The 25,370-nt window shown below is 65.3% G+C and carries 21 protein-coding genes and 1 tRNA gene; 12 read left to right on the top strand and 10 right to left on the bottom strand.

Translation table 11 applies throughout. The features are described from left to right. The first annotated feature begins 263 nt into the window (after positions 1-263). Together AC3WJD_RS14675 and AC3WJD_RS14670 are read left to right on the top strand one after the other, a co-directional pair. Positions 264-1,598, top strand: a complete 1,335-nt coding sequence (locus AC3WJD_RS14675) for a DEAD/DEAH box helicase (RefSeq protein ID WP_492747433.1) — start codon at positions 264-266, stop codon at positions 1,596-1,598. 106 nt (positions 1,599-1,704) lie between these two features. Then, entirely contained in the window at positions 1,705-4,596 is a 2,892-nt protein-coding gene (locus AC3WJD_RS14670) for a M16 family metallopeptidase (RefSeq protein ID WP_492747432.1), read from the top strand. A 107-nt stretch (positions 4,597-4,703) separates the two neighbouring features. Here AC3WJD_RS14670 and AC3WJD_RS14665 read toward each other — a convergent pair whose 3' ends face one another. The 4 genes from AC3WJD_RS14665 to hslV form a co-directional block, all read right to left on the bottom strand. Then, complete coding sequence (locus tag AC3WJD_RS14665) at positions 4,704-5,099, bottom strand: nuclear transport factor 2 family protein (RefSeq protein WP_492747430.1); 396 nt, start codon at positions 5,097-5,099, stop codon at positions 4,704-4,706. Between the two features lie 9 nt (positions 5,100-5,108). Beyond that, a complete protein-coding gene (locus AC3WJD_RS14660; protein ID WP_492747429.1) occupies positions 5,109-7,226 on the bottom strand; it encodes a S9 family peptidase in 2,118 nt (705 codons plus the stop codon). Positions 7,227-7,281: 55 nt separating this feature from the next. Further along, entirely contained in the window at positions 7,282-8,583 is a 1,302-nt protein-coding gene (hslU, locus tag AC3WJD_RS14655) for an ATP-dependent protease ATPase subunit HslU (RefSeq protein WP_492747428.1), read from the bottom strand. 113 nt (positions 8,584-8,696) lie between these two features. Continuing rightward, on the bottom strand, positions 8,697-9,248 hold the full coding sequence (gene hslV, locus AC3WJD_RS14650; RefSeq protein ID WP_492747427.1) for an ATP-dependent protease subunit HslV: 552 nt from the start codon (positions 9,246-9,248) through the stop codon (positions 8,697-8,699). A gap of 163 nt (positions 9,249-9,411) precedes the next feature. On the opposite strand from hslV, the gene AC3WJD_RS14645 reads away from it, so the two are divergent. Beyond that, the gene (locus AC3WJD_RS14645; RefSeq protein WP_492747426.1) at positions 9,412-11,499 is read left to right on the top strand and encodes a PAS domain S-box protein; all 2,088 of its coding nucleotides are present in this window, start codon (positions 9,412-9,414) and stop codon (positions 11,497-11,499) included. Between the two features lie 90 nt (positions 11,500-11,589). Continuing rightward, positions 11,590-11,964, top strand: a complete 375-nt coding sequence (locus tag AC3WJD_RS14640; RefSeq protein WP_492747425.1) for a response regulator — start codon at positions 11,590-11,592, stop codon at positions 11,962-11,964. A 121-nt stretch (positions 11,965-12,085) separates the two neighbouring features. Here the strand turns inward: AC3WJD_RS14640 and AC3WJD_RS14635 are convergent, their stop codons facing one another. The 3 genes from AC3WJD_RS14635 to AC3WJD_RS14625 all read right to left on the bottom strand — a co-directional run bounded on the left by AC3WJD_RS14635 (position 12,086) and on the right by AC3WJD_RS14625 (position 15,204). Continuing rightward, entirely contained in the window at positions 12,086-13,966 is a 1,881-nt protein-coding gene (locus AC3WJD_RS14635; RefSeq protein WP_492747453.1) for an ABC-F family ATP-binding cassette domain-containing protein, read from the bottom strand. Positions 13,967-14,134: 168 nt separating this feature from the next. Then, positions 14,135-14,548 (bottom strand): holin family protein, encoded by a 414-nt coding sequence (locus AC3WJD_RS14630; RefSeq protein ID WP_492747424.1) that lies wholly within the window; start codon positions 14,546-14,548, stop codon positions 14,135-14,137. Positions 14,549-14,664: 116 nt separating this feature from the next. After that, positions 14,665-15,204: a glycoside hydrolase family 108 protein gene (locus AC3WJD_RS14625; RefSeq protein WP_492747423.1), complete on the bottom strand. Its 540-nt coding sequence runs from the start codon at positions 15,202-15,204 to the stop codon at positions 14,665-14,667. Positions 15,205-15,463: 259 nt separating this feature from the next. On the opposite strand from AC3WJD_RS14625, the gene AC3WJD_RS14620 reads away from it, so the two are divergent. Further along, entirely contained in the window at positions 15,464-15,988 is a 525-nt protein-coding gene (locus tag AC3WJD_RS14620; RefSeq protein WP_492747422.1) for a GNAT family N-acetyltransferase, read from the top strand. A gap of 138 nt (positions 15,989-16,126) precedes the next feature. Here AC3WJD_RS14620 and AC3WJD_RS14615 read toward each other — a convergent pair. Continuing rightward, positions 16,127-16,203, bottom strand: a tRNA-Pro gene (locus tag AC3WJD_RS14615). 155 nt (positions 16,204-16,358) lie between these two features. Here AC3WJD_RS14615 and yajC point away from each other — a divergent pair. From yajC to AC3WJD_RS14595, 4 genes are all read left to right on the top strand, one after another. Beyond that, a complete protein-coding gene (yajC, locus tag AC3WJD_RS14610; protein WP_492747421.1) occupies positions 16,359-16,700 on the top strand; it encodes a preprotein translocase subunit YajC in 342 nt (113 codons plus the stop codon). Between the two features lie 8 nt (positions 16,701-16,708). After that, positions 16,709-18,301, top strand: a complete 1,593-nt coding sequence (secD, locus tag AC3WJD_RS14605; RefSeq protein WP_492747420.1) for a protein translocase subunit SecD — start codon at positions 16,709-16,711, stop codon at positions 18,299-18,301. Between the two features lie 146 nt (positions 18,302-18,447). Continuing rightward, positions 18,448-19,422 carry a protein translocase subunit SecF gene (gene secF, locus AC3WJD_RS14600; RefSeq protein WP_492747419.1) on the top strand — a complete coding sequence of 325 codons (975 nt, stop codon included), beginning with the start codon at positions 18,448-18,450 and terminating at the stop codon, positions 19,420-19,422. Then, positions 19,422-19,805 carry an Mth938-like domain-containing protein gene (locus AC3WJD_RS14595; protein ID WP_492747418.1) on the top strand — a complete coding sequence of 128 codons (384 nt, stop codon included), beginning with the start codon at positions 19,422-19,424 and terminating at the stop codon, positions 19,803-19,805. Before secF ends, AC3WJD_RS14595 begins: the two co-directional genes overlap by 1 nt. On the opposite strand, the gene AC3WJD_RS14590 is transcribed toward AC3WJD_RS14595, so the two are convergent. Further along, positions 19,788-20,951, bottom strand: coding sequence for a glycosyltransferase (locus AC3WJD_RS14590; protein ID WP_492747417.1), 1,164 nt, complete (start codon positions 20,949-20,951; stop codon positions 19,788-19,790). The two genes, AC3WJD_RS14595 and AC3WJD_RS14590, sit on opposite strands and share 18 nt — an antisense overlap. A gap of 40 nt (positions 20,952-20,991) precedes the next feature. After that, on the bottom strand, positions 20,992-21,837 hold the full coding sequence (locus tag AC3WJD_RS14585) for a class I mannose-6-phosphate isomerase (RefSeq protein ID WP_492747415.1): 846 nt from the start codon (positions 21,835-21,837) through the stop codon (positions 20,992-20,994). Between the two features lie 134 nt (positions 21,838-21,971). On the opposite strand from AC3WJD_RS14585, the gene AC3WJD_RS14580 reads away from it, so the two are divergent. From AC3WJD_RS14580 to AC3WJD_RS14570, 3 genes are all read left to right on the top strand, one after another. Next, on the top strand, positions 21,972-22,754 hold the full coding sequence (locus AC3WJD_RS14580) for an outer membrane protein assembly factor BamD (RefSeq protein WP_492747414.1): 783 nt from the start codon (positions 21,972-21,974) through the stop codon (positions 22,752-22,754). A gap of 58 nt (positions 22,755-22,812) precedes the next feature. Continuing rightward, a complete protein-coding gene (recN, locus tag AC3WJD_RS14575; protein WP_492747413.1) occupies positions 22,813-24,477 on the top strand; it encodes a DNA repair protein RecN in 1,665 nt (554 codons plus the stop codon). 212 nt (positions 24,478-24,689) lie between these two features. Then, a complete protein-coding gene (locus AC3WJD_RS14570) occupies positions 24,690-25,358 on the top strand; it encodes a TylF/MycF/NovP-related O-methyltransferase (protein WP_492747412.1) in 669 nt (222 codons plus the stop codon). The last annotated feature ends 12 nt before the right edge of the window (positions 25,359-25,370 follow it).

Below are 25,370 nucleotides of genomic sequence, written 5' to 3'. Positions count from 1 at the left end.
TGTGCAGCAGGCAGGGGCCGTGATCAAGGGCGGCCTTGCTTTCGCCACGATTTACAGTCATATGCCCGCCAGCGCATCAGGCCGGTGGACCGGCCGTGACCATATTCGGCAGCGTGAACGCCCGGAAATCCGGGACCGGCTGAAGAGATGCGCTTTGCTTTTGCAAGGCTTCCCATTTCACGCGGGTCGTCAACGAACCCCGCGTTTCGCGCCCGCACGTCCCGTGCGTGGCCGCGCTTCGCATGACATAAAGAGAACGATAGATGACGAAATTCACCGACCTTGGCCTGGCCGAGCCGATCATCAAGGCGCTCGCCGCCAAGGGCTATGACAAGCCGACCCCGATCCAGGTGCAGTCGATCCCGCCGCTGCTCGAAGGCCGCGACCTGTGCGGCATCGCGCAGACGGGCACGGGCAAGACCGCGGCCTTCGCGCTGCCCTCGCTCCACTATTTCGCCAACAACCCCAAGCCGCGTCCGCTGGGCAGCTGCCGGATGCTGGTGCTTTCGCCGACGCGCGAGCTGGCGAGCCAGATCGCCACGTCCTTCCGCGACTACGGCCACAACCTGCGCCTCTCGGTCGAGGTCGTGTTCGGCGGCGTGCCGATCGGGCGGCAGATCAGCAAGCTGAAGGCGGGCGCCGACATCGTCGTCGCCACCCCGGGCCGCCTGCTCGACCTGATCGACCAGCGCGCCTTCCACCTGCGCGACGTCGAGATCTTCGTGCTCGACGAAGCCGACCAGATGATGGACCTCGGCTTCATCGTGCCGCTGAAGCGCATCGACAAGCTGCTGCCGACCAAGCGCCAGAGCCTGTTCTTCTCGGCGACCATGCCCAAGGCGATCGCCGAGCTGGGTGACCGTTTTCTGACCGATCCGGTCAAGGTGTCGGTCGCGCCGCAGTCGACCACTGCCGAGCGCGTCCACCAGTACGTCTCCTTCGTGAACCAGAAGGAGAAGCAGGCGCTGCTCACGCTCACGCTCAAGGCCGAACCGATCGAGCGCGCGCTCGTCTTCACGCGCACCAAGCACGGCGCGGACCGCGTCGTGAAGCACCTTGTCGCGGCCGGCGTCGGCGCGCTCGCCATCCACGGCAACAAGTCGCAGCCGCAGCGCACCGCCGCGCTCCAGGCATTCCGCAACGGCGACATCAAGATCCTCGTCGCGACCGATATCGCGGCGCGCGGCATCGACGTTCCGGGCGTGAGCCATGTGTTCAACTTCGAGATGCCCAACGTACCCGAACAATATGTCCACCGCATCGGCCGCACCGCGCGCGCCGGAGCGGAAGGCGTTTCGATCAGCTTCGTCGATGGCGAGGAGAAGCAGTGGCTCAAGCAGATCGAGCGGCTGACGCGCGTCAAGCTCGACACAGTGCCGCTGCCCGAGGATTTCCTCGCGCAGGCCGCCAAGCTGCCCCAGCCCCCGCGCAGCGCGCCGTCTGCTGCGCAGCCGGGCAAGCGGCGTCATGACGATCGTGGCGGCGAAGCGCGTACGCAGCAACCCGCGGGCGACAAGACCAAACGTCCTTTCCACCGGCGCCGCAAGGGTGCGCCCGGCGCGCATAAGGGCGCGGTAAAGCGCTTCGGCAGCCGCTGAAATTGACGGGCCTCTCCCTTCGGGGAGGGGCCTTTCGTCATCTGGTCGGCGCCGTCCGCCGAATCCGTATTGGAATTATTCAGCTTCGGCCCATATCCTCCAGGCCATGAAATCCCGTAGCTGGCGCCTTGCGCGCTTCACCCTGCTTCCGCTCGCCGCGACGATCGGCTTTACCTCGGTTCCGCTCGTCGCTCAGCAGGCACCCGTACTCGCGCCGCAGGCCCTCGCCGCCAAACAGGCCGAGGTGCCGTGGCTCTACGTCAACTCGGATGTCCCGCAGGAAAAGGCGTGGCTGTTCGGCACGCTCGACAACGGGCTGCGCTATGCGATCCGCAAGAACGGCGTGCCGCCGGGGCAGGTATCGATCCGCGTGCGGATCGATGCGGGTTCGCTGATGGAGGAGGACAAGGAACAGGGCTTCGCGCATTTCCTCGAGCATCTGTCCTTCCGCGGCTCCAAATTCGTGCCCGAGGGCGAATCCAAGCGCATCTGGCAGAGGCTTGGGGCGACATTCGGCAGCGACAGCAACGCGTCGACCACGCCGACCGAGACGGTCTACAAGCTCGACCTGCCCAATGCGCGCGCCGCGGGGCTCGACGAAAGCATCAAGATCCTCGCGGGGATGATGGAGGCGCCCAATATCAGTGACAGCACGGTCAATGCCGAGCGTGCGGTGGTGATGGCCGAACAGCGCGAACAGTTTGGCCCCGCGGTACGGATGGGCGACGCGACACGCGAACATTTCTTTGCAGGACAAAAGCTCGCCGCCCGCTCGACGATCGGAACGACCGAGACACTGGCGGGGGCGACCACTGATGGGGTGCGGGCATTCCATGATCGCTGGTACAGACCCGAGCGGACTGTGGTGGTGATTTCGGGCGACGCCGATCCCGTGGCGATGGAAGCGCTGGTCAAGAAACATTTCTCGGCCTGGCGCGGCGTTGGGCCCAATCCCAAGGATCCCGATTTCGGCAAGCCGGATCCCGATGCGAAGACGGTGACCGCGATGGTCGAGCCGAGCTTTCCGACGATCGTTCAGCTTGGAGTGATGCGCCCCTGGGAGCAGGTCAACGACACCGTCACATATAATGAGGGGCTGATGGTCGACGCGCTCGCGGTGCGCATGATCAATCGCCGGCTCGAAACGCGCGCACGTGCTGGCGGCAGCTTCCTCCAGGCGCAGGTGCAGCAGGAAGACATCTCGCGCTCGGCCGATGCGACGATGGTGTCGCTGGTGCCGCTGGGTGACGACTGGCAGGCCGCGCTACGCGACGTCCGCGCGGTGATCGCCGACGCGACCACGACCGCGCCGTCGCAGGCCGAGATCGACCGCGAGACGCAGGAATTCGATCTGGCTTTGCTGGCACAGCTTGAGAATGAAGGCGCCGAGCCGGGCACGCGTCAGGCGGACGATCTGGTCCGCGCGGTCGACATCCGCGAGACCGTGACGACCGCCCAGGGCGCGCTCGACATCTTCCGCGGCGCCAAGCGGCTGTTCACGCCCGAAAATCTGCTCGCCTCGACCAAGCGGCTGTTCACGGGCGCGGGGCCGCGGCTCATGCTCAGCACACCCAAGCCGCTGGCCGATGGCGAAAAGCTCGCTGCCACCGCACTCACCGAGGACGTGACCTCGGTCGGCGCGCGAAACGACGGGAAGCCCGTGACCTTCGCCGACATCCCCAAATTCGGGGCGGCGGGCAAGGTGACGGGCACTTCGCAGATCAACGGCTTCAACATCGAGACCGTGTCGTTGTCCAACGGCACCAAGCTGATCCTGTTTCCCAACAAGGGCGAGCCGGGCAAGGTCTATGTCACGGTCCGCTTCGGCAATGGCTACAAGGCGCTGCCCGCCAATCGCGAGACGGTGGCATGGTCGGGGGCGCTGGCGCTGGTCGGCAGCGGCATCGGCAAGCTGGGGCTAGAGGAACTCGATCGGCTGACCAACGGCCGCAAGATCAACATGGGGCTCGATATCGAGGAGGACGCCTTCGTCCTCAAGGGCGAAACGCGGGCGCCCGACCTTGCCGACCAGCTCAAGCTGATGGCGGCGAAGCTCGCCTTTCCCGGCTGGGATCCGGCGCCCGTGATCCGCGCGCGTGCGCAGACGCTGGCGGGGTATGACGTGATGAACGCGTCTCCGGCGGGCGTGATCACGCGCGATCTCGAAACGCTCGTGCGCGGCGGCGATCCGCGCTGGGCGACGCCGAGCCGACAGGAGATCGAGGCGCTGACGCCCGAGAGATTCCGCAAGCTGTGGGAGCCCATCCTGGCGAGCGGCCCGATCGAGGTGCAGATCTTCGGCGATTTCGAGACAGCACAGGCGATCGAGGCGGCGCGCACGACCTTCGGTGCTATGAAGCAGCGCAAGCCCGCTTCGATCGATCCGGCCAATGCGCTGACGGGTGTGCCGACGCACAATGCCAAACCGGAGCTGCGCACGCATACCGGCGCGGCCGAACAGTCGGCGGCGGTGATCGCCTGGCCGACGGGCGGCGGGCTCGACAATATTTCGGAGTCGCGCAAGCTCGAGGTGCTGGCGGCGATCTTCAACGACCGGTTGTTCGATCAGCTCCGTTCCTCGGCTGGCGCGAGCTACAGCCCGACCGTGGCGAGCCAGTGGCCGACGGGCATGGACAATGGCGGCTATCTGATCGTGCTCGGACAGCTGAAGCCCGAGGGGACCGAGCAGTTCTTCAAGCTCGCGCGCGAGATCGCATCGGATCTCGTCGCCAAGCCGGTCGACGCCGACGAGTTGCAGCGCACGCTGGGCCCCATCCAGCAATATTACATGCGCGCGGCCACCGGAAACCAGTACTGGATGCGTGAGACCGCGGGTTCATCGCGCGATCCGCGCAGGATAGCGGCGATGGAAAGCCTGGTGCGCGACCTGATGACCATCACGCCCGTCGAGATCCAGCAGACCGCGCAGCGCTATCTGGTTGCCGACAAGAGCTGGTCGATGGTGGTCATGCCCGAGAAGCAGACCGCGGCACGATAGGTCCGGATCAGTGCTCCTGTGAAAGCAGGAGCCCATGGCGACAGCAATCGATCGCTTCAGCCATGGGCTCCGGGTCACGCCCGGAGCACAGAAGGTCGACCCATCGTTTACGCCGTTACCTGGTCGATCCAGTCCTGCAGGTTGTAGTGGTTGGTGACGCGCGTGATGCGGTTGCCTGCGATATCGAAAAACGCGCCGACACGAAGCCGGTAATGCTGGCCCCTGGCCGCAGGCAGGTCGCCGTCGGTCTTGAGATATTTGCCCTCGAGCATGAACTCGGCCGAGGCATGATTGTCCGCGGGCGAATAGAGGATAAGCGGTTCGATCGCGTGCTCCTTGTAGCAGCGATTCATGTGATCGAGAAAATCGCGGAACGCGCCCACGCCCACGCGCGGGTTGCCCTGGCAGGGTTCGTGGACGACGTCCTCGGCGAGCAGCGAGAGCATGCGCTCGGCATCGCCGTGGTTGAACGCGTCGTAATAGCTTTCGATGATTCCGGTCATGATCTTCCCCTATTTGGCGACGCCGAGCTGGTCCATCATGAAGGCAAGATATTCGGCCTGCTCCTCATAACGCCTGAAGCGCCCGGACTTTCCGCCATGGCCTGCCTCCATCTGGACGCGGAAGAGCAGGGGGCTTTCGCCCGTCTTCATCGCGCGCAGCCGCGCGACCCATTTGGCGGGCTCGTAATACTGTACCTGGCTATCCCACAGGCCTGTGCTGACATAAATCGCCGGGTAGTTCCGGCGCGCGATATTGTCATAGGGAGAGTAGCCGAGGATGTAGTCGTAGAACGGCTTGCGTTCGGGATTGCCCCATTCATCATATTCGTTGGTGGTGAGCGGGATCGTCGGGTCGAGCATCGTCGTGACGGCGTCGACGAAGGGCACCTGCGTCACGATCACGCCATAGTCGTCGGGGGCCATGTTGGCGACGGCACCCATCAGCAGCCCGCCCGCGCTGCGCCCGAAACCCGCGGTACGCCTGGGAGCGGCGTATTTCTGGCCGACGAGATGGCGCGTGACGTCGATGAAGTCGGTGAAGCTGTTCATCTTCTTCATCAGATGGCCGTTGTCGTACCACGCGCGGCCCATATCCTGCCCGCCGCGGATCTGCGCAATCGCGACGACCATGCCGCGGTCGGCAAGGCTGGGCCAGGCGACATTGAATTCGGGATCAAAGGATGATCCATAGGCGCCGTAACCGACCTGGTAGAGCGCGGCGGTGCCGTTGCGGTGGAATTTCCTGTGACGCACCAGCGAGACAGGGATTTTGGTCCCGTCGCGCGCGGTTGCCCAGACGCGCTCCGTCACATATTGCGCCGGGTCGTAGCCCGGCGTCGGCTGCCGTTTCAGCAATCGACGTTCGCCCGTTTTCGCGTTGATCTCGTAGATTGTGGGCGGCGTCACCATCGATTCGTAGCGATAGCGCAGCCAGTCGGTCGCAGGCTCGGCATTGGTGTCGAGCGTCATCGTATAGGCGGGCTCGTCGGCGCCGACGGGCGTGGATTTGCCGTCATTGCCGAGCAGGCGGATGCGCTTGCTGCCGTCGACACGCTCCTCGATCGCGACGAAGCTGTTGAAGGGCTTGAACGCCTCGATGAAGGCGGTGCCGCTGGGACGCACGAGATCGCGCCATTGCGTCCGATCCGCGGTCTTCGCGGTGTCGGGTACCGTCATCAGCCGGTAATTGGGTGCCTGATGGTTGCTCCACACCAGCCAGTGATCGCCGATATGGTCGACATTATAGAGCCAGCCCTTCTCGCGCGGCGCGAAAACCGTGAACTCGCTTTTGCCCGACGCGGGCGCACAGCGCGCCTCGTTGCTCGTCGTGCTCCACAGGAAGATGCAGGCATGCTTGTCCGAGGTCGTGCGCTTCAGGCTGATGTAGAAGCTGTCGTCCTTTTCCTCGTGGATCAGGCGGTCGGCACTCGCGGGGGTGCCGACGACATGCGCCTTGACGCGCTTGGACAGCAGCGTCACCGGGTCCTTGTCGATATAGTAGATCGTCCGGTTGTCGTCGGCCCAGACGAGCGCGTCCTCGATATTGGCGACGGCCTCGTCGACGATCCTGCCCGTCGCGATCTCCTTCACCTTGAGCCTGAACTGCTGGCGACCGACAGCGTCCTCTGCATAGGCGACGTAGCGGTTGTCGGGGCTGACCTCCCATGCGCCGACGTTGAAGAAGCCCTTGCCCTTCGCCATTACGGGCTGGTCGAGCAGTATCTCCTCGGGCGCGGTCATTGCGCCCTGTCGCCGCGCGATCACGGGATAGTCCTGCCCGGCGTCAAAGCGACGATAATAGAGATAGCCGCGCTGACGATAGGGAACGCTGCTGTCGTCGGGCGCGATGCGGCCGGTGATTTCCTTGAACAGCGTGTCCTTGAGCGGTGTCAGATGCGCGAGCTGCGCATCGGCATAGTTGTTTTCGGCGGCGAGATAGGAAAGGACCTCGGGGTTCTTTCGCGTATCGTCGCGCAGCCAGTAATATTCGTCCTCGCGGCTCGCGCCGAAGGGCGCGGTGACCTGATGGGGCTTCCTGGCGGCGACGGGCGGAGCAGACGGCGTTTCTGCGTTTCCGGCGGTTGCGATCAGCGCCAATGCTGCGCCCACCAGATAGTGTTTCGCCATTCAGTCCCTCCATTACCGTGCGATGACGCTGCATCGCACGGCAAAAGGGCAACGGCTAGAGGACGTATTTGCTCAGATCGGTGTTGCGCGCGACTGCGGCGAGCTGCCCATCGACATAGGCGGCGTCGATCACGAGCTTCTCGCCATTCCGATCCTCAGCGTCGAAGCTGACTTCCTCGAGCAGCTTTTCCATCACGGTCTGCAGCCGCCGCGCGCCGATGTTCTCGATCTGGCCGTTCACCTCGGCCGCGATGCGCGCCACCGCCTTGATCCCGTCCTCGGTGAACTCGACCTCGACGCCCTCGGTACCGATCAGCGCGCGATACTGCTCGGGTAGCGACGCCTTGGTATCCGAGAGGATGCGGATGAAATCGTCTTCCGTCAGCGCTTGAAGCTCGACGCGGATCGGCAGGCGGCCCTGCAACTCGGGCAGCAGGTCGCTCGGCTTGGCGACATGGAAGGCGCCGCTCGCGATGAAGAGGATGTGATCGGTCTTCATCGGGCCGTATTTGGTCGCCACCGTCGTGCCCTCGATCAGCGGCAGCAGGTCGCGCTGAACACCCTCGCGGCTGACCGAGCCGCCGCGCACGTCCGAGACCGCGATCTTGTCGATCTCGTCGAGAAAGACGATGCCATTCGCTTCGGCATCGGCGAGCGCGGTGCGGCTGACCTCATCCTGATCGAGGCGCTTGTCGGCCTCTTCCTCGACGAGCTTGGTCCAGGCCGCGCGGACATTCATCTTGCGGCGCTTGAGCTGGTTGCCGCCAAACGCCTTGCCCATCATTTCGGACAGGTTGATCATGCCGATCTGGCCGCCCTGTCCGGGGATTTCGAAGGGCATGTTGGGCGCGGCCTCAAGCTCGACCTCGATCTCGGTCTCGTCGAGATGGCCGTCCTGGAAGCGCTGGCGAAAGGCGCTGCGCGTCGCCTCGCTCGCGTCCTTGCCGGTGAGCGCGTCGAGCAGCCGGTTCATCGCCGCCTCCTCGGCCTTGTCCTTCACCGCATTGCGGCGGCGCTCGCGTTCGAGGCGGATCGCTTCTTCCACCAGATCGCGCGCGATCTGCTCGACGTCGCGGCCGACATAGCCGACCTCGGTGAACTTGGTCGCCTCGACCTTGACGAAAGGCGCGTCGGCGAGCTTCGCGAGGCGGCGGCTGATCTCGGTCTTGCCGCAACCCGTGGGCCCGATCATCAGGATGTTCTTGGGGGTCACCTCGTCGCGCAGATCGGCCTTGAGCTTCTGGCGACGCCAGCGGTTGCGCAATGCGACCGCGACCGCGCGCTTGGCGTCCTTCTGGCCGATGATGTGTGCGTCGAGCGCGGCGACGATGGCTTTGGGGGTAAGGGCGTCGTTCATGTTCATCTCTTTTCGTATCGTCATGCCAGCGAAGGCTGGCATCTCCCAACCAGATCGCGCCTGGTTTTACCGGAGACCCCAGCTTTCGCTGGGGTGACGCGGTGGAATTGCGTTCAGGAAACGCCGTCGAGCGTTTCGACGGTCAACTGGTCGTTGGTGTAAACGCAGACATCGGCGGCGATGCCCATCGCCTTGCGGCAGATCGTCTCGGCATCCTGCTCATAGTCGACCAGCGCGCGCGCGGCGGCGAGCGCGAAATTGCCGCCCGATCCAATCGCGGCGATACCGCCGACGGGTTCGAGCACGTCGCCATTGCCCGTGAGGATCAGCGTCGTTTCCTTGTCGGCGACGATCATCATCGCCTCGAGGTTGCGCAGATACTTGTCGGTTCGCCAGTCCTTGGCCAGCTCGACCGCGGCGCGCATCAGGTGGCCGGCATGGCGTTCGAGCTTGGCCTCGAGCCGCTCGAACAATGTGAAGGCGTCGGCGGTAGCACCGGCGAAGCCGCCGATCACGCTGCCGTCGCCCAGGCGGCGTACCTTCCTCGCATTGGGCTTCATCACGGTCTGGCCCATCGAGACCTGACCGTCGCCCGCCACCACAACCTTGCCGTTCTTGCGCACCGACAGGATCGTCGTGCCGTGCCATTTGGGTAATTCGCTCATTGATATCCCCGCTGGGTCTTGTCGGGCGTGAATATGGGGTGCTGTCGCAGTCGTGCAACGGTCGCGCTAATTCATCTGGAGGGGTGGTATTTGCTGGCCCGACACGTCATGAAGCGCAAAACACAATGAAGGGCGCAGATCGGGCAACCGGACAGGAGGCTGCGTGGCTGACGATGCATCGACCCCATTGCCCGGCAATGCGCGCGCGCCGTCGCAGACCGACCGGATGTCGGCGAGCGAGCTGCGCATGCTCGCCGACAATATGGGGCAGCTCGCCTGGCTGAATTCGGCCTCGGGCGCGCGCTACTGGTTCAACAAGCGCTGGCACGACTATACCGGCAAATCCTATGACCAGGTCAAGGGCTGGGGCTGGTTGTGCGTGCACCATCCCGATCATGTCGAACGCGTCGAGTCGGGATTGCGCAAGTGCCTCGTCAGCGGAGCGCCGTGGGAGGACACCTTTCCGTTGCGCGCCGCCGACGGCAGCTATCGCTGGTTCCTTGCACGCGCATTTCCGGTGCGCGACGAGCATGGCGTGATCCGGCGCTGGTTCGGGACGGATACCGATATCCATCGCCAGATCGAGGCCGAACAGGCATTGCGCTGCGCGGTCGAGAATGCCGAGATCGAGGCCGCCGAGCGCGCGGCGCTGCTCGGCCAGCTCGACGAAGGCGTGATCGTCGCCGATCCCCAAGGCCGGATTACCTTCATCAACGAGGCGGCGAAGCGACTGCATGGCGTGGATCGGCTCGACATCGGTCCGGAAGAATATTCCAGCACCTACAATCTTTTCACCGAGGACGGGCGTCCCTATCCGCACGAGCAGCTGCCGCTGGCAAGGGCGGTGAGGCGCGGGGAAGTCACATCCGATGCGCGCTGGCGCATCCGCAGGCCGGACGGCCATGAAGTGCTCGCCATCGGTTCGGCACGCCCCATTCATGGTGCCGAAGGCAAAGTGCTGGGCGCGGTGCTGACGGTGCGCGACGATACCGCGCGCCACGCCGCCGAGACCGCGCTCAGGGAGCTCAACGCGACACTCGAGGATCGCGTCGCCGAGACGATCCGCGAGCGTGAGGTGCTGGGCGATGCGCTGCGCCAGGCGCAGAAAATGGAGGCGGTGGGACAACTCACCGGCGGCATCGCGCATGATTTCAACAACCTGCTGACGATCATCACAGGCAATCTTGACATGCTACGCCGCGCGCTGGGTGAGGCCGCGGAACCGCGCGTCCGACGCATGGTGGACAATGCGCTGACCGGCGCGGATCGCGCGGCCTCGCTCACCCAGCGGTTGCTCGCCTTTTCACGCCGCCAGCCGCTTTCGCCCAGGCCCGTCGAGATCGACGCGCTGATCGCGGGCATGTGGGACCTGCTCGGGCGTTCGCTGGGTGAACTGGTCGCGATCAGGACGGTTTCGGGCGGCGGCCTGTGGCGCGTCGAGGTCGATGCGAACCAGCTCGAAAATGCGATCCTCAATCTCGCGGTCAACGCGCGCGACGCGATGCCCGGCGGCGGAACGCTGACGATCGAAACCGCCAACGTCACGCTCGATGAAGCCTATGCCGCGCGGCAGGCCGAGGTCGTGCCCGGGGATTATGTCGTGATCGCGGTGACCGACACGGGCGCGGGCATCGCGCAGGATACGCTGGAACGCGTCTTCGAGCCCTTCTTCACGACCAAGGATGTCGACAAGGGGACGGGGCTCGGCCTGTCGATGGTCTATGGCTTCGTCAAGCAGTCGGGCGGGCATGTCCGGCTCTATTCGGAGCTGGGGCAGGGGACCACGGTCCGTATCTATCTGCCCCGGATGACCTGGGCATCGGCCGAGGAGGCCGAGGCGATCGAGGCACCGCCACGTGCGCGCAGCGAGCGTGCGGAGACGCTGCTGGTGGTAGAGGACGATCCCGGCGTGCGCGCCTATTCGGTCGAGCTGATGCGCGAGCTTGGCTACACCGTCATCGAGGCGCATGACGGCCCCTCGGCGTTGCGGCTGATCGAGCATCACGACGCGCCGATCGACCTGTTGTTCACCGACGTTGTGATGCCCGGCATGTCGGGCCGCGACCTGGCCGAGGCCGCGCGAAGGCTCCAGCCCGGCCTGCCCATACTCTACACGACAGGCTATGCGCGCAGCGCGATCGTCCATGGCGGGCGGCTCGATCCCGGGGTCGACATCATCACCAAGCCCTTCACCTATGACGGGCTCGCCAAGCGGTTGCGCGAGGTGCTCGATCGCGAGTTCGGCGGCTGACGCCGAATCGCGCGCAATTTCCGTACAGATGCGCTATGGTGTCGCGCAATAATCACCCGGCTGGCGAGGTATCGCATGGGACAGGAGAGCGTGCCGACAGGTCTTAAGGTCCTGTTGGTGGAGGATAACGGCATGCTGGCCGATGCGGCGGCGGAGCTGCTCCTCGATATGGGCTGCGCGGTGGTCCACTGCGCCGGGTCGGCCGAGGCCGCGATGGACTGGATCGACCAGGGCGGCGAACTCGACCTGCTGATGACCGACGTCGTCATGCCCGGCATGAACGGTGTCGAGCTGGCATGGCACGTCCGCGAACAGCTTCCCGACCTCCCCGTACTGCTCGTCAGCGGCTATGGCGACGCGCTGCTCGTCGAGCAGCAGCGGCACTTCCCGATGCTCAGCAAGCCCTATCGCGGCGAGGATATGGCGCGCGCGATCGGCAACGTGATCGCCGTGACGGCAAGCTAGACCTTGATCGTTTCAGGCTGATTCAGCCTGAAACGTGAATCAAGGTCTCAACTGTTTAACTAGAGCCTGATTCACGCTTTCGGCGGAAGCGCATGGCGCTTCCACCTCAAACGATCAGGCTCTACGCGGCCTGGCTTTCCTCCAACGCCTCTGACGCTTCCAGCCACCGTGCCTCGGCGGCTTCAATGCCGTTGCTCAGCTCGGCGCGCAGCATCATCAACTCGCTCATCGTGCGCTTCGAATCGGCGGGCGCGGCCGAGGCCGGATCGAACATCGCACGGTCGACTTCCGAACGGCGCGTCTCGAGCCTCTTCATCTCGGCCTCGGCGCCCTTGACCGCATCGCGCAGCGCCTTGTTGCGCTCGCGTGCTTCGGCGGCAGCCTTGCGCGCGTCCCTGGCGGAGGCTTTGGGCTTTTCGGCCGGAGCGGCCTGAGCCTGACCCTTGCCGAGGACGAGATCGGTATAGTCGTCGAGCGTGCCCGCAAATTCGTTGGCCATGCCCCCATCGACGAGCACCAGCCGGTCGGCGGTGAGCGCGAGCATGTGGCGATCATGGCTGACCACGACGACCGCGCCGTCATAATCGTTGAGCGCCTGGACCAGCGCCTCGCGCGCATCGACGTCGAGGTGGTTGGTCGGCTCGTCGAGGATCAGCATGTGCGGCGCATCGCGCGTCACCAGCGCAAGCGCGAGGCGGGCGCGCTCGCCACCCGACAGGCTGCCGACCTTCTGCGTCGCGCGGTCGCCCGAAAAGCCGAAGCGGCCGAGCTGCGCGCGCACCGCCGCCGGTGTCGCGCCCTTCATTTGGCGGGTCATGTGTTCCAGCGGCGTGTCACCCGCGTCCAGCTCCTCCACCTGATACTGCGTGAAATAGCCGACCCGCAGCTTGCCCGAGGTCGTCATCGTGCCGTCCATCGGCGAGAGCTGCCCCGCGAGCAGACGCGCGAGCGTGGTCTTGCCGTTGCCGTTGCGACCAAGCAGCGCGATGCGGTCGTCCGGGTCGATTCTGAGCCCGAGCTTCCTGAGCACGGGCATGCCCTCGACATAACCGACCGCGGCGTCGTCGAGCGTGATGAGCGGCGGACGCAGTTCCTGCGGGCTGGGGAAACCGAAGGACAGGCTGGGATCCTCGACCACCGCCGCGATCGGTTCCATCCGTTCGATCATCTTGAGACGGCTCTGCGCCTGCTTGGCCTTGGTCGCCTTGGCGCGCCAGCGGTCGACGAAGGCCTGCAGTTTTGCACGCTCGGCCATCTGCTTGTCGCGCGCGCTTGCCTGCTGCGCGAGGCGTTCGGCGCGCTGGCGCTCAAAGGCATCATAGCCGCCGACATAGAGCGTGGTCTTGCCCTTATCGAGATGGAGGATGTGATCGACGACATTGTTGAGGAAGTCGCGCTCGTGACTGACCACGACCATCGTCGCGCGGTAGGTCTTGAGGAAATTTTCCAGCCAGAGCGTCGCTTCGAGATCGAGGTGGTTCGAGGGCTCGTCGAGCAGCAGCAGATCGGGCTCGGAGAAGAGCAGCGCCGCGAGCGCGACGCGCATCCGCCAGCCGCCCGAATAGCTTTCGAGCGGGCGTTGCTGCATCTCCTCGTCGAAGCCGAGCCCGACAAGGATGCGCGCGGCGCGGGCGGGGGCGGCGTGCGCGTCGATCGCGATCAGCCGCTCGTGAATCTCGCCGATGCGGTGCGGATCGGTCGCGGTCTCCGATTCGGTGAGCAGCGCCGCACGTTCGGTATCGGCGGCGAGCACGGTCTCGAAGGGCGTTGCCTGACCCGCGGGCGCTTCCTGCGCAATATAGCCGAGGCGCGCGCCGCGGGGCATTTCGGCGGAACCCTCATCGGGCTCGGAAAAGCCCGCAATGACCTTCATCAGCGTCGACTTGCCTGCGCCGTTGCGCCCGATCAGCCCCACGCGGCTCCTGGGCGGCAGCGCTGCGCTGGCGCGGTCGAGGATCGTGCGTCCGCCAAGGCGCACCGTGATTCCGTTGAGGTTGAGCATGCGCGGCTCGGTAGCCGAAACACCCGCGATCGTCACCCCCGTCGCAATGTCATCCTGAACTTGTTTCAGGATCCATGAACACGATCGAGGCCGAATCCGCACCACCGGTGTTCATGGATGCTGAATCAAGTTCAGCATGACGCAAAGCAGGGGTATGGGCTGCGAAGCCTATTTCTCCAGCCCCTTGGCCTTTCCCCATTGGCGCGCCGCGGTGTAGCCGAGATAGCCCGTGCCGAAGAGCGCATAGAGCGGCTCGGGGATGCCCGAAAGGTACGCGTTCATGCCGCGTGCGATCGATTCGGCCATCTCGGGGCGGATCGCGGCGATCAGACCCATCGGGATCGCCCAGAGCAACAGCGTATACATGACATAGAGGAAGCTCGGGCGCGCGCGGCTGGTCCAGGGATCGTTCGATTGCGCCTCGGCGACGATCGCGGTCAGCTGCGTCCGAATCTCCTCCATTTCCTGGCTGCCTTCGAGTTTGAGCAGTTCGAGCTTGGCGCGATCTCGCGCGTCGGGATCGGGGATGATCCTGTCGATCAGCTTGGCGACGGGGCCGATCAGCCCTTCGAGAATGGACATGATGTTTTCCTGTTCAGAAGGGCGAAGTTCACACCGTTCATCGCGTGAAGTTCACACCGTTGATGGATCGAAGTTCACAAGGTTCACATCGTTGCTGGACATGAGAAATCCGGTGCTTATCCGATGCGATTGGCGAGCCATCCGTAGAGAAACGCCTCATTGGCCGGACGCTTCTCGGCGAGGCGGAGATAGCGTTCGCCCTGCAGCGCCTCGACCGCCTTCAGAAGCACCGACTCGCCGCCCACGTCGCGCTTCTTCATGAAGGCTGCGAGCGCGGCCTCGGTGGCAGCGTCGATGCGCGTCGCGGACCGGACGTCGGGATAGTCGGCCGCGCCGCGGTTGAGCGCGTTCAATGCGCGCTGAAGGAAGCCGACCGCGACTGCGGGGCCCATATTGACGCCCGTGTCGAAAAGTTCGGCGGCGAGCGCGGGGGCATGCGCCGCGACGCGATCGAAGCCGGGGGCGTGCCAGTAGAGCCGCCGGAAAATGTCTGTCGCAGTTTCGCGCGGGAGGCTGCGCATGTCGCCGCCATAGCCATTGGCGCGCGCGACCGCCTGGGTGATGCCCCAGCGCGTGGGGCCGCCGCGATCGGCCGGGTGGTTGGAATAGCCGCCCTCGCGGCCGATGACTTCATCGATGAGCTTTTCAACGTCCACAGGATTCTCCCGGTTCATGCCGAGTCGTTCAATTAACCCATATGGATCGTTGTAGGACAGCAGTCTTTCCTGTGTGGCTGGGGGGCGTTGGAGTCACCGTTTCCCTCGACATCCCCGACTTGATCCATGGATGCTGACTTTCGTCAGCATGACGAAATGGGTCGGTGGTGGGGGGTGCCGTTCATAGGGGTTCACGCGAAGACGCGAAGGCGCGAAGAAGGGCAATTCAAACGGGGAGAAGCGGGCGATGAGTCTTGGCGTGTCATTGTCACGGGGGTCGGTGCGGCTGGTGCCGTGGAGCGACGACTATCGCGAGAGGCTGCGCGCTGCCTGCGCCGAGGATGACGACATCTGGGAGATCTATCCGATCTCGCTCGCGGGCGCACATTTCGACGCGTCGCTTCCTACGTTCCTCGCGCGGCCCAACTGGGTGGGATTCGTGGTGCTTGACGGCGATCGCGTCGTCGGCATGACGAACTATATCAATCCAGATCCCAAAAATGGCGTGGTCGAGATCGGCGGCACCTATATCGCACCCTCGGTGCGTGGCGGTTCTTTCAACCGCACTATGAAGGCGCTGATGATCGAGCATGCCTTTGCGCAAGGCTTTCGACGGATCGAGTTTCGCGTCGACGCGCGCAACCTGCGCTCGCAGCGCGCGGTGGAAAAGCTGGGCGCGGTGCGCGAGGGGATGCTGCGCAGGAACATGATCACCTGGACGGGCCACCTGCGCGATACGGTGGTGTTCGGGCTGCTCAAGGAGGAGTGGCGAGGGGATGAGTAATGGCGCGCGAAGCCCCTTGCGTCATTCCCGCGAAAGCGGGAATCCATGAACGCCGCGTTGTCCCGATAAGTCCGTGTTCCTGGATTCCCGCTTTCGCGGGAATGACAAGGAAAAGCTGAATCTTGGGGGAGGGAAATTTGGTCGGGACGAGAGGATTCGAACCTCCGACCCCCACACCCCCAGTGTGATGCGCTACCAGGCTGCGCTACGTCCCGACCGGAAGCGCGGCCTTTAGGGCCATTGCCCGAGTCTTGCAACCGCCTTTGCGCAATTACGCGAAAGTTGCCGCCCACCCTTGAACATGTTAGGCGCGCGCCTTTCATACAGGGCTGTTCACCGCAGCCCATCGATAGAGACAGGTTCACCGTCCATGCTCATCACACCCGCTTACGCACAGGCCGCAGGCAGCGCCGCATCCGGCGGGGGCGCCGCGTTCTTCGTGCAGCTCGCGCCGCTCGTCCTGATCTTCGTGATCTTCTGGTTCCTGCTGATCCGCCCGCAACAGAAGCGGATGAAGGAGCATCAAGCGAAGATCAACGCGGTGGCCAAGAACGACCAGGTGGTGACGGGCGGCGGGCTTGTCGGCAAGGTGGTCAAGGTCGACGAGCAGTTCGTCGACGTCGAGATCGCCAGCGGCGTCAAGGTCAAGGTAGTGAAGTCCACGCTGTCGGACGTGACGCCCGCGGCCGGCTCGCGCCCCGCGAACGACTGAGTTAGGCAATGCTCGATTTCCCGCGCTGGAAGGTCTGGCTCGTCTGGATCACGATCGCCGTCTGCATCGCCTATTCGATTCCGAGCTTCTTCCCCAAGGAGCAGGTCGCCAAATGGCCGGCCTTTGCGCAGGTGCGCTTCAACCTGGGCCTCGACCTCGCCGGCGGCAGCCACATCCTGCTCGAGGCCGAGACCGGCGACGTCGCCAAGCAGCGGCTCGAGCAGATGGTCGAGACCGTCCGGACCGAAATGCGCCGCAATCAGCCGCGCATCGACATCGGCGACATCTCGCTGCAGGGCGGGCAGGTTTCCTTCATGGTGCGCAACCCGAGCCAGGTCGACGCCGCGGTCGAGCGTCTGCGCGCGCAGACGCAGGGCGCCGGGATGACCGGCCAGCGCGACTGGGACGTCAGCGTCGTCGATTCGTCGCGGATCGTGCTGAAGCCCACGCAGGCGGGGCTCGTCCGCGCGGTTGACGATGCGCTCGCGGTCGCGCGCGATGTCGTGGCGCGCCGCATCGACCCCGACGGCACCAAGGAAGTGACCGTCATCCGCCAAGGATCGAGTCGAATCGTCGTCCAGGTGCCGGGTCTCGAAGACCCCGAGGCGCTGAAGACCTTGCTCGGCAAGACCGCCAAGCTCGAATTCAAGCTCGTCGACCTCAACGCCGATCCCGCGCTGGTCGCGCAGGGCCGCGCGCCGGTGGGCAGCGAAGTGCTGCGCATGGCCGACGGCACGGGCGCGATCGCGGTCAAGCGTCAGGCGATCATCTCGGGCGACCAGCTGGTCGACGCCACGCAGGGTTATGACCAGCGCGACAATACTCCCGTCGTCAACATCCGCTTCGACGGGCAGGGCAGCCGCCGTTTCGCGCGTGTGACGCAGGAAAATGTCGGCAAGCCCTTTGCGATCATCCTCGACAATCAGGTGCTCTCCGCGCCCAACATCAACGAGCCCATCCTTGGTGGTTCGGCGCAGATCTCGGGCGGCTTCACGGTCGAAGGGGCGAACCAGCTCGCGGTTCAGCTGCGTTCGGGCAAGCTGCCTGTCGCGCTTAAGGTCGTGCAGGAAAGCACGGTCGGGCCGGACCTTGGCGCCGATTCGATCCAGAAGGGGATGATCGCGGGCATCGTTGCGACGCTGGCGGTGATCCTGTTCATGGTGATCACCTATATGCGTTTCGGCGTCTATACGACCGCCGCGCTGATCGTGAACGCGTTCATGATCCTCGGCATCATGGCGATCTTCAACGCGACGCTGACCTTGCCGGGCATCGCGGGCTTCGTGCTCACCATCGGTGCCGCGGTCGACGCCAACGTGCTGATCAACGAGCGCATCCGCGAGGAGCAGAGACGCGGCCGCGCAACGCTGCAGGCGGTGGAGTTCGGCTACAAGGAAGCCTCGCGCGCGATCTTCGACGCCAACATCACCAACGTGATCTCGGCCGCGATCATGTTCACCTTCGGTTCGGGGCCGGTGCGCGGCTTCGCGGTGGTGCTCGCGATCGGCATCATCACCTCGGTGTTCACGGGCGTGACCTTCACGCGTCTGCTGGTTGCGGACTATCTCAAACGCAACCGTCCCAAAGAGATCGTCATCTGATGGGCATTGAATCTGCCTTTGGTGTCATTCCCGCGAAAGCGGGAATCCATGCACACCGCATCTTCCGGAAAAGTCCGTGTTCCTGGATTCCCGCTTTCGCGGGAATGACAGGAATGTGGAAATCGTGATTTAAGGACTGACACGCGATGCGTCCGCTCAAGCTCGTCCCCGACAATACCAACATCCCCTTCCTGCGGTATCGCTTGCCCGCGATGGCGTTCTCGATCCTGCTGATCCTGGCGTCGCTCGGCCTCGTGGCGGTCAACGGGTTCAATCTGGGCGTCGACTTTGTCGGCGGGCAGTTGATCCGCGTGACCTTTTCCCAGCCCGCCCAGCTCGACGAGCTGCGCGAGACGATCACCGACCTCAATTTCGGCGAGCCGACGATCCAGCATATGGGCTCGCCCAAAGAGGTGTCGATCCGCATGCCGCTGCCCGAAGGTGGCGAAGAAGGCGCCAACAAGGCCGCCTCCGAGATCCGGCGTGTGATCACGGCCACGCATCCCGACGCCAGGTTCAACGCGGTCGAGACCGTCTCCGGCAAGGTGTCCGAGGAACTGTTCAGCGCGGGCGCCTGGGCGCTCGGCCTCGCGATGCTCGCGATCGCGCTCTATATCTGGTTCCGCTTCGAATGGCAGTTCGGCGTGGGCGCGCTGTTCGCTCTGTTCCACGACGTGGCACTGACATTGGGCTTCTTCGCGGTGACCCAGCTCGAATTCGACCTCAACGTCGTCGCGGCGATCCTGACGATCATCGGCTATTCGCTCAACGACACGATCGTCGTCTATGACCGCATCCGCGAGAATATGCGCAAATACCGCAAGATGGACATTGAGGCGCTGCTCGACCTCTCGGTCAACGAGACGCTGTCACGCACGATCGTGACCTCGCTGTCGCTGATCATCGCGCTGACCATCCTGCTCGTGCTCGGGCCTGAGGTGATCTTCGGCTTCACCGCGGCGATGCTGCTGGGCATCGGGATCGGCACCTTCTCGTCGGTCTATGTCTCGGCGGCGATCCTGATGTGGCTCAAGGTCAAGCCCGACAGCTTCCTGCCCAAGGATGTGGGCAAGGCCGGCAAGGCCGAGCGCGTCGTCAAAGACGACGGCGCGGTGGTCTGATGCCCCCCAGCCTCGTCTCCGAGGCGAAGGGGCCCGGGCCGCAGATCACGGGCTTTGCGGAGGGCGGCTTCCGGATCGATGGCGAGGTCTATCGCGCGGCGTTGCTGACACCCTCGGGGGTTGCGGCATGGGGGGCGCCCGCGCTCGACGCACTGGGCCTCGCCGATGTCGAATCGCTGCTTGCGATCGATCCTCAGCCCGAATTTCTGCTACTCGGCACCGGAGCGGAAATGCGCCGGCCGCCGCGCGCCTTCATCGCAGCGCTTGAGGCGCGGGGGATCGGGGTCGAGGCGATGGACAGCCGCGCCGCGGCGCGCGCCTGGGGTGTGCTGCGCGCCGAGCAGCGCTGGATCGTCGCGGCGCTACTACCGTTTCAAGGCTGACAGGTGCGCGAACAGCGCGTTGCTGTTCGCGGTCCAGGTGAAGCGCTCGGCGGTTTTTCGGACCTGATCGGGGTCGGGCGGCTGCGCCAGCATCTCTATGATCGCGGCGGCAATGGCGAGCGGATTGCGTGCGACGATGCGCCCCGCCTCGGGGCGGTCGATCAGTTCGCGCGCGCCCCCGCAATTGGTGATGACGACGGGCGTGCCGCAGGCAAGCGCTTCGACCCAGGCATTGGCTAGTCCTTCCGAGGCTGAGGGTAGCGCCATAACGTCGGCGGCAGCGAGCCATTGCGGCAGCGCGTCATGCGCGACGCTGCCGAGGAAGCGCACGCGACTGTCGACGCCCAGCAACGCGGCCTGCGCGGCGAGCGTGTCGCGGTCGGGCCCTTCGCCCGCAAGCGCAAGTGTCACATCCTGCAACACGGCGAGCGCATCGATCAGCAGCGCCTGCCCCTTGCGTGGGATCAGCGCCCCGACGGCGAGCACCAGCGGACCAGATATGCCCAGCGCCGCCTTGAGCGCGGCACGGTTGCCGGGCTGGAAGCGGTCGAGGTCGACCCCGGTATAATGGACGCGCGTCTTGTCCGCAGCGATGCCGAGCGCGGCCATGTCGCGTCGCAGCGCCGCGCTGACCGCGAGCAGGCCGTCGGCGGCCTGACCGGCTTCCCTGACCGCGTCGCGACTGGCGCGCTGCGTGCCCCAATAGTGGATGTCGGCGCCGCGCGCCTTGATCGAGAAGGGCAGATCGAGCGCGCGCGCGAGCCGCATCGCCGCGGGGCCGTCGGGGAAGAAGAACTGCGCGTCGATCACATCGAACGGCCGCTCGGCATGGAGCCGGCGTGCGAGCGGCAGTACCGCGCGCGCCATCAGCGCGGCGGATGCAAGGCCGTTGCTGCCGGGAATGACGGGAAAGCGTGGCCGATGGACACTGAGCCCCTTCCACCGTTCGGCGCGCGGGACCGCGGCGAAGCGGCGATATCGTGCGTGGCGCGATAACGGCCAGGGCGGTATGCCGATCGGCGCGACCACCTCCAGCTCAACATCGTCGCGCGCCGCGAGCCCCAGCGTCTGGCGCTCGACAAAGACGCCGAACACCGGACGGCTCGCATCGGGAAAGAGCGAGGAAAGAGTAAGCACGCGAAGCATCGCCGCGCTGATAGCGCGCGGATATTAAGAAACTGGCGCTTTAACCCTGAAAAACCGTGTCGAGACGCTGCTGTGCGGGATAGGCGAAGAGGAGGTCGCTGCCCGGAGCGGCATCGAGTGTGGCAGCATCCTCGACCAGCCAGGTCTCGCCCGCCTGCCATACGCCGTCGTCGATCGTGCCTCTGCCCGCGACAGCCACCAGCCACCCGGGCATGCCTTGTGGCAGCACGATCGTATGCGCACCGTCGGGCCGCCACCTCTCGAGCACGAACTTGCCGCCTTCGGTCAGGATCGTCCGGCCGGGCGCCGCTTGTTCGGGTTCGAATTCGGCCACAAAGGGGCGCGCATCGGAGACCTCGATGCCCTCGTCCAGATGCAGTTCGCGCGGGCGGCCATAATCGTAGAGGCGATAGGTGAGGTCGACATTCTGCTGCACCTCGACCAGCGTGATTCCCGCGCCGATCGCGTGGACGGTGCCGGCAGGCGAATAGAAGACGTCGCCCGCGCGGACGGGCTTCCAGTCGACCAGATGCTCGATGCTGCCGTCGAGCGCAGCGGCGCGCAGCGCCTCGTGATCGACCGGTTGATGCGTGCCGATCGCGATCGTGGAGTCGGGTTCGGCAGCCAGGATTACCCAGGCCTCGTCCTTGCCGCGCGGATAGCCCGCCGCCTGCGCGGCCGCATCGTCGGGATGGACCTGGATCGAAAGCTTTTCGGAGGTGAAAAGGTATTTGACGAGCAGTTCGGGCGCATCGTCGCCTTCGTCCTGGAACCAGACCTCCCCCACCGGCTCATCGTCCGGCGCGGGATCGGCAAAGCCCGGCCACAGATGGTGGCGGCCCCACGGCTTGGCGACGCGATGTGTCTTCAGGCGTTTGGCGGTCATTTCAACTCCGTTACCCCGTTAGGTTCAATGTCCGGGGCCGCGCAACCGTTCCCGCGCGCTGTCCCGAAAATGTGCCTGACCGGAGCCATCTCGGCGCTTGGCGAAGTCCGATTGCTTCGCTAGAACCCCGCCTCATGCGAAATTCTGCCCTGAAGCCAATCGCCCTTCTTATCGGCGTCGCCCTGATCGCCCCGCTCGCGGGATGCGCGCGCACCTCAGCCAGCACCAAGGCCGACACCAACTATGTGGCGAGCGACGTCAACACGCTCTACACCGCGGCGAAGAACCGGCTCGATCGCGGGCAGTACAAGCTGGCGGCCGCCTTGTTCGACGAGGTCGAGCGCCAGCATCCCTATTCGCCCTGGGCGCGCCGCGCGCAGCTGATGAGCGCGTTCAGCTATTACGCCGCGAAACAGTATAATGAGTCGATCCAGTCGGCGCAGCGCTTCCTGACGATCCATCCGGGCAACAAGGACGCGCCCTATGCCTATTATCTGATCGCGCTCGATTATTACGAGCAGATCACCGACGTGACGCGCGACCAGAAGATCACGCAGCAGGCGCTCAATGCGCTGGGCGAGCTGACGCGCCGCTATCCCGACACGCGCTACGCTGCCGACGCGCGGCTCAAGATCGACCTCGTCAACGATCACCTCGCGGGCAAGGAGATGGAGATCGGGCGTTTCTATCAGCGGCGTTCGCAATGGCTCGCGTCGGTCGTGCGCTTCCGCGCCGTGGTTGACGACTACGAGACGACGACGCACGCGCCCGAGGCACTGATGCGCCTGACCGAGAGCTATCTCGCGCTCGGCATGCGCGACGAGGCGAAGAAGTCCGCAGCGGTGCTCGGCACCAACTATCCTGGCACCAAATGGTACGAGCGCGCCTTTGAACTGATGGAGCGCAACCCGGCCTGACGCGATATGGGCGCGGTGCTCTTCCAAACCCCGCCCGCACTGGTCTAGTAACGGCCGCATGCTCTCCGCGCTCGCCATCCGTGACGTCGTGCTGATCGAAGCGCTCGACCTCGAGTTCGGGCGTGGTCTCGGCGTGCTGACGGGCGAGACGGGGGCGGGCAAGTCGATCCTGCTCGATGCGCTGGGGCTGGCGCTGGGCGCGCGCGCCGACAGCGGGCTCGTCCGCCATGGCCAGCCGCAGGCCAGCGTCACCGCGAGCTTCGATCTCAACGGGCGCGATCATCCCGCCTTCGCCCTGCTTGCCGAAAACGGGCTCGATGTCGAAGACGGCGAGCCGCTGATCGTGCGCCGGATGGTCAAGGCCGATGGCGGCAGCCGCGCTTTCATCAACGACCAGCCGGTTTCCGCCGGGTTGCTGCGCGATCTGGGCACGATGCTCGTCGAGATCCACGGCCAGCATGACGATCGCGGCCTGCTCAATCCCAAGGGACATCGCGCGCTGCTCGACAGCTTTGCGCGCGCCGATACCGCTGCGGTCGAGGCCGCGCATAGCGCATGGCGTGCGGCCGAAGCCGCGCTCGATCAGGCGCGGATGGACATCGCGACCGCCGAGCAGGACCGCGAATGGCTGGAGCATGCGATCGACGAGCTGCGCCGCTTCGATCCGCAGGATGGTGAGGAAGAGAGCATGGCGGCCGAGCGCGCCGACATGCAGAAGGGCGCGCGTATCTCGGACGATCTGGTCGCGGTGATGGCGGCGTTCGAGGGATCGGACGGCGGGCTGGCACAGTTGCGTCAGGCGGCGCGGCGACTCGACCGGATGGCGGTGGAGCACGCACTGCTCGCCGAGGCGCTGGCCGCGCTCGATCGCGCGGTGATCGAGGCGTCCGAGGCCGAGGAGAAGCTGGAAGCCGCCGCCGAGGCGCTGCGCCATGACCCCGAACGGCTCGAGGCGATCGAGACGCGGTTGTTCGAGCTGCGCGCGCTGGCGCGCAAGCATCGCGTCGGACCCGACGAGCTGGGCGCGCTGATGCGCGAACTCGAGGACCGGCATGCGCGGATCGAGGCGGGGAGCGAGGGGCTTGTCGCGCTTGAGGCCGATTGCCGTGCGAAGGGCGAGGCTTATCGGGTCGCCGCCGATGCGCTGAGCACCACACGCCGCGCGGCGGCAGAGCGGCTCGACGCCGCGGTGAAGGCCGAGCTTGCGCCGTTGAAACTCGACGCCGCGCGCTTCCGGACTGCGATCGAGACGCTGCCCGAGAGCGGGTGGGGGCCGCACGGCAAGGACCGCGTCGAGTTCGAGATCTCGACCAATCCCGGCGCGCCCTTCGCGCCACTGATCAGGATCGCGAGCGGCGGCGAGCTTTCGCGCTTCATCCTTGCGCTCAAGGTGTCGCTCGCCGAGGAAGGCGGGGCGGCGACGATGATTTTCGACGAGATCGACCGCGGCGTCGGCGGCGCGGTCGCGAGCGCGATCGGCGAAAGGCTCGCGCGGCTGGCCGGCAAGACGCAGCTGCTCGTGGTGACACACAGCCCGCAGGTCGCGGCGCGCGGTGCGGCACATATGCTGATCGCGAAGAGTCATGACGGCGTGGTGACGCGCACCGGCGTCGTGCGACTCGCTGACGGGGAACGGAGGGAGGAGATCGCGCGTATGCTCTCCGGCGCCAGTGTTACCGACGAGGCGCGTGCACAGGCGGACCGATTGCTGGAGGCCGCCTAGAGCATCGCGCGTTTAATAGGGTTCGGTGCTCCTGCGAAAGCAGGAGCCCATTTTCCCGGGCGTACAGTCGTTTCCGGCATGGGCGCCGGGTCAAGCCCGGAGCACGAATATGGATCAGATATAACGCACGATGCCCTAGAAAGAGGTGGCCCGCCGTGAGCACAAGGCTGTCGACGATCAGGTCCTGGATACGAAGCACGGCGAACACGGCGATGCTGAGCAGTCTTGCGCGATCGGTCCGACACGATCGTCTGACCTATCTCTCGCCCGCCAAGCTCCTTCGCATCGAACGCGCGCTCGATGTGGCGCTGCGCCCTGACGTTCCCGGAGATATTGTCGAGTTTGGCGTGGCGCTCGGCGGCTCGACGATCGTTCTGGCACGGCGCTGTGCGCCGCCGCGCCGTTTCTTCGGGCTGGACGTGTTTGCGATGATCCCCGCGCCGGCATCCGACAAGGACGGTGCCAAGGCAAAAGAACGGTATCAGGACATTGTGGACGGCAAATCCACCGGCCTCGGCGGCGATATCTATTATGGCTATCGTGATGACCTCTACACGCAGGTCGCCAGCGATTTGCGACGCTACGGCGCGCCGGTCGACGGCGATCGGGTGAACCTCGTCAAAGGGCTGTTCGAGGAAAGCTGGCCTGCGCTCGACATATCCTCGATCGCCTTCGCGCATATCGACTGCGACTGGTACGATCCCGTGAAATATTGCCTGGCTCAGGTGGCGCCGCGGCTCAGCCAGGGCGGCGTGATCGTGATCGATGACTATCACGACTATGCGGGCTGCAGGGCGGCGGTCGATGAGTTCCTTATCGCGAGACCGGATTTCGAAATGGCGGATGGTGCGAATCCCATCCTGCGTCACCGCTGCACTTGATCCCGCCCGCCC

The sequence above is a fragment of the Sphingobium sp. FW306-1B-F04DB genome (genome assembly GCF_058781925.1).
Note: the sequence above shows the minus strand (reverse complement) of the source record. Positions and strands in the feature narration are given on the sequence as shown.